This is a genomic window from Mesorhizobium sp. M4A.F.Ca.ET.020.02.1.1 (assembly GCF_004022645.1).
In the GTDB taxonomy this organism is placed as follows: domain Bacteria; phylum Pseudomonadota; class Alphaproteobacteria; order Rhizobiales; family Rhizobiaceae; genus Mesorhizobium.
This window is the reverse complement of sequence record NZ_RZOI01000590.1, coordinates 1-3,874: the sequence shown is the minus strand read 5'-3', so window position 1 is coordinate 3,874 and position 3,874 is coordinate 1. Positions and strand designations below refer to the sequence as shown.

Sequence of the window (3,874 nt, the reverse complement as noted above, 5' to 3'; positions counted from 1 at the left end):
CTACTATCCCGGCAGCTGGACGGAGCGCATCTCGTCGGGCCAGGGGCTGATGGCGGTGGCGCTGGTCATCTTCGCGCGCTGGAACCCGCTCGGCTGCTTCGCCGCCGCGCTGCTGTTCGGCGGCGCCGGCGCCCTCGGTCCTGCGCTGCAGTCGGTGGGCGTGACGCAAGGCTACTACCTGTTCTACGCCGCGCCCTACATCCTCACCCTCATCATCATGATCGCCACCTCGTCGCCGAGCCGCACGCTCGCCGGCGCGCCGGGCGAACTGTCGATCACCAAGTGACCCTCCCAGGAACCGCTCGCGAGACCGGAGTTTTGCCATGAACGCCAGAGCCGAGATCACCCAGCGCTACATCGACGCCGATCCCTATCCCTGGCCCTACAATGGCGATCTGGGGCCGGACAACACGGCGCTGATCATCATCGACATGCAGACCGATTTCTGCGGACCGGGGGGCTATGTCGACCATATGGGCTATGACCTGTCGCTGGTCAGGGCGCCGATCGAGCCTATCAAGTCGGTGCTCTCCGCCATGCGGGCCAAGGGTTACACCATCATCCACACGCGCGAGGGCCATCGCCCCGACCTTGCCGACCTTCCCGCCAACAAGCGCTGGCGCTCGCGCCGCATCAATGCCGGCATCGGCGACCCCGGCCCTTGCGGGCGCATCCTGGTGCGCGGCGAGCCGGGCTGGGACATCATCCCCGACCTCTATCCGGCCGAGGGCGAGCCGATCATCGACAAGCCCGGCAAGGGTTCGTTCTGCGCCACCGACCTCGAACTGATCCTCAACCAGCGCGGCATCGCAAACATCGTGCTCACCGGCATCACCACCGATGTCTGCGTGCACACCACCATGCGCGAGGCCAACGATCGCGGCTTCGAATGCGTGATGCTGGAGGACTGCTGCGGGGCGACCGACTACGGCAACCATCTGGCGGCGATCAAGATGATCAAGATGCAGGGCGGCGTCTTCGGCGCGGTGTCGAATTCCGCCGCGCTCGTCGCCCAATTGCCGTGAGGGACCGGCGATGAGCGGAACTCCCCATCGCAAGGCGATCGGCGTCGAGACCATCGGCATGACCATGCGCTTCGGCGCCTTCACGGCGCTCGACGACGTCTCGATCAAGGTGCTGGCCGGCTCCTTCCACGCCCTGCTCGGCGAGAACGGCGCCGGCAAGTCGACGCTGGTCAAATGCATGATGGGTTTCTACCACCCAACGTCGGGCGACATGCTGGTCGACGGACGCGAGGTGACGATCGCCAGCCCCAGGGATGCCTCGGCGCTCGGTCTCGGCATGGTCTACCAGCATTTCACGCTCGTCCCGTCGCTGACCGGCGCCGAGAACCTGGTCATCTCGCGCGAGAAGGTGCCCGGTGTCATCGACTGGCGCAAGGAGCGCGGCGCGCTTGCCCAATTCATGGAGCGCATGCCCTTCAAGCTGCCGCTCGACGTCAAGGTGGCCGAGCTCGCCGCCGGCGAGAAACAGAAGCTTGAGATCATCAAGCAGCTCTACCTCGGCCGCAATTTCCTGGTCCTGGACGAGCCGACATCCGTGCTTACCCCGGGCGAGGCGCAGGAAGTGCTTGGCCTGGTGCGCGGCATGACCATGGCCGGCGATCTCACCGTGCTGATGATCTCCCACAAATTCCATGAGGTCACGGCATTCGCCGACGACATCACGGTGCTGCGCAAGGGCAGGCTCACCGGGACCGGCAAGGTCGCCGACCTTTCTCACCGAGAGATGGCGGCGATGATGATCGGCGACCAGCCGATCGCCGCCCTGGACAGCCGCGTCGAGCCTAAGCCGGACGCCGAGATTGTGCTCAAGGTGAAGGCACTGAGGGCGCCCGACCGCACCGGCCACAAATCGATCGACATCGCGGATCTCGGCGTTCGCTCCGGGGAGATCGTCGGCATCGCAGGCATCTCCGGCAACGGCCAGAAGGAATTTCTCGAAGTGCTGGCCGGGCAGCGCCCGCGCAATGGCGGCGAGGTGATGGTGCGCGGCTCCGCCTATGCGGCGACGCGGGCAGAGGCGCGCGCCCTCAACGTGCGGCTGATCCCGGAGGAACCGCTCAAGAATGCCTGCGCGCCGAGGATGACAGTCGCCGAGAACATCGCCTTCCGCACCTTCGACGTGGACGGCAACGGCAAGCCGGTGAGCTGGATCAGCGCCGGCGCCATCAAATCCTTCAGCGCCCGGCTGGTCGAGCAGTTCAAGGTCAAGACGGCTTCGCTCTCCTCACCCATCGCCTCGCTGTCGGGCGGCAACGTGCAGCGCGCGGTGCTCGCCCGCGAGCTCACCGGCGAGGTCGACCTGCTGATCGTCTCCAACCCGTGCTTCGGCCTCGACTTCTCCGCCGTCGCCGAAATCCGCGCCCGCATCATGAAGGCGCGCAATGCGGGGGCAGCGGTGCTGCTGATGTCGGAAGACCTCGATGAACTCCTGGAACTCTCCGACCGCATCCTCGTGATGTCCGACGGCGCGCTCGTCTACGAGACGCCGATCGCGCAGGCGAGCGTGCAGACGATCGGCGAGCACATGGCGGGGCATCACTGATGGCGGAAATCGCAGCACAGCCCTTCGCCTTCGCCTTCAAGCCCGAGGCGACGGCGCTCATTGTCATCGACATGCAGCGCGACTTCGCCGAGCCGGGCGGCTTCGGCGCCAGCCTCGGCAACGACGTCAGCCGGATCACCGCGATCGTTCCCACGGTGAAGCGGCTGATCGAAGGCTTTCGCGCCGCCGGCCTGCCGGTGATCCACACCATGGAGTGCCATCGGCCCGACCTGTCGGACCTGCCGCCCGCCAAGCGGGACCGCGGCAACGCGTCGATCCGCATCGGCGATGTCGGTCCGATGGGGCGCGTGCTGATCGCCGGCGAACCGGGCACCGCGATCCTCGACGAGCTCGCGCCCCTGCCCGGCGAGATCGTCATCGAGAAGCCCGGCAAGGGCGCCTTCTACGCGACCGGCCTCGGCGAAGACCTGAAGCGGATCGGCGCCCGGCAACTCATCTTTGCCGGCGTGACGACCGAGGTCTGCGTGCAGACGACGATGCGCGAGGCCAACGACCGCGGCTACGAGTGCCTCGTCGCCGAGGACGCGACGGAAAGCTACTTTCCCGAATTCAAGGCGGCCGCCCTGGCGATGATCCGGGCGCAGGGCGCGATCGTCGGCTGGACGGCGACGACCGATCAGGTTCTCGAGGGAATTGCGAATGCCTAACCTTGCCTTTGCCGGCCTGCTCGACGGCGGCTGGCGCGACCTGGTGTTCGAGCCTTTCCGCGACGGCATCGGCGTGCACTGGCTGCTCAAGGGCGGTCCGGTCGAACCGTCGGTCGCGGTGCTCAAATACCAGCCGGGCGCCGGCGTGCCGCGCCACCGTCATGTCGGGCTGGAAACCATCGTCGTGCTGGAAGGCACGCAGAGCGACGAGAACGGCGACTATCCGGCAGGCAGCGTGATCCTCAATCCGGTCGGCACCGAGCATTCGGTGTGGACGAAGGACGGCTGCGTCGTGCTGATCCAGTGGGATTTGCCGGTGACCATTCTGGGGGACACGAGATGAGCGACATCCATTTCGACATCGGCAGCCTGCACGCGGCCTACCAAAGCGGCATCGGCATCGCCGATGTGATCGATACGGTGCTGGCCCGCATCGAAGCCGCTGGCGACCCCGGCATCTTCATCCACCTTGCGACGAGAGCCGAGATGCTGGCCGCGGCCGACGCGCTCGGGCCGTTCGACCCCGTGGCCAGGCCGCTCTGGGGCATCCCCTTCGCCGTCAAGGACAATATCGACGTCGCCGGCATGCCGACCACGGCCGCCTGCGCCGAATATGCCTACACGCCCGCAAGGGACGC

The 3,874-nt window shown here is 66.8% G+C and carries 5 protein-coding genes and 1 pseudogene; all 6 read left to right on the top strand.

The window, feature by feature from the left end:
- Window positions 1-286, top strand: a pseudogene (locus tag EN742_RS27320) (ABC transporter permease); the annotation flags it as partial.
- 37 nt (window positions 287-323) lie between these two features.
- A complete protein-coding gene (locus EN742_RS27315) occupies window positions 324-1,025 on the top strand; it encodes an isochorismatase family cysteine hydrolase (RefSeq protein WP_126058168.1) in 702 nt (233 codons plus the stop codon).
- A gap of 10 nt (window positions 1,026-1,035) precedes the next feature.
- Complete coding sequence (locus EN742_RS27310) at window positions 1,036-2,568, top strand: ABC transporter ATP-binding protein (RefSeq protein ID WP_127400021.1); 1,533 nt, start codon at window positions 1,036-1,038, stop codon at window positions 2,566-2,568.
- Entirely contained in the window at window positions 2,568-3,236 is a 669-nt protein-coding gene (locus EN742_RS27305) for an isochorismatase family cysteine hydrolase (RefSeq protein WP_126058166.1), read from the top strand. Before EN742_RS27310 ends, EN742_RS27305 begins: the two co-directional genes overlap by 1 nt.
- Window positions 3,229-3,579: a cupin domain-containing protein gene (locus tag EN742_RS27300; RefSeq protein WP_126058165.1), complete on the top strand. Its 351-nt coding sequence runs from the start codon at window positions 3,229-3,231 to the stop codon at window positions 3,577-3,579. Before EN742_RS27305 ends, EN742_RS27300 begins: the two co-directional genes overlap by 8 nt.
- Window positions 3,576-3,874 (top strand): amidase family protein (locus tag EN742_RS27295; RefSeq protein WP_245492405.1); only part of this gene is annotated, 299 nt, incomplete at its 3' end. The genes EN742_RS27300 and EN742_RS27295, both read left to right, overlap by 4 nt.

Excerpts from the sequence above, each read along its gene's own strand:
- EN742_RS27305 (WP_126058166.1), top strand. The coding sequence starts at position 2,568 with ATGGCGGAAATCGCAGCACAGCCCTTCGCCTTCGCCTTCAAGCCCGAG.
- EN742_RS27310 (WP_127400021.1), top strand. The coding sequence starts at position 1,036 with ATGAGCGGAACTCCCCATCGCAAGGCGATCGGCGTCGAGACCATCGGC.
- EN742_RS27315 (WP_126058168.1), top strand. The coding sequence starts at position 324 with ATGAACGCCAGAGCCGAGATCACCCAGCGCTACATCGACGCCGATCCC.
- EN742_RS27300 (WP_126058165.1), top strand. The coding sequence starts at position 3,229 with ATGCCTAACCTTGCCTTTGCCGGCCTGCTCGACGGCGGCTGGCGCGAC.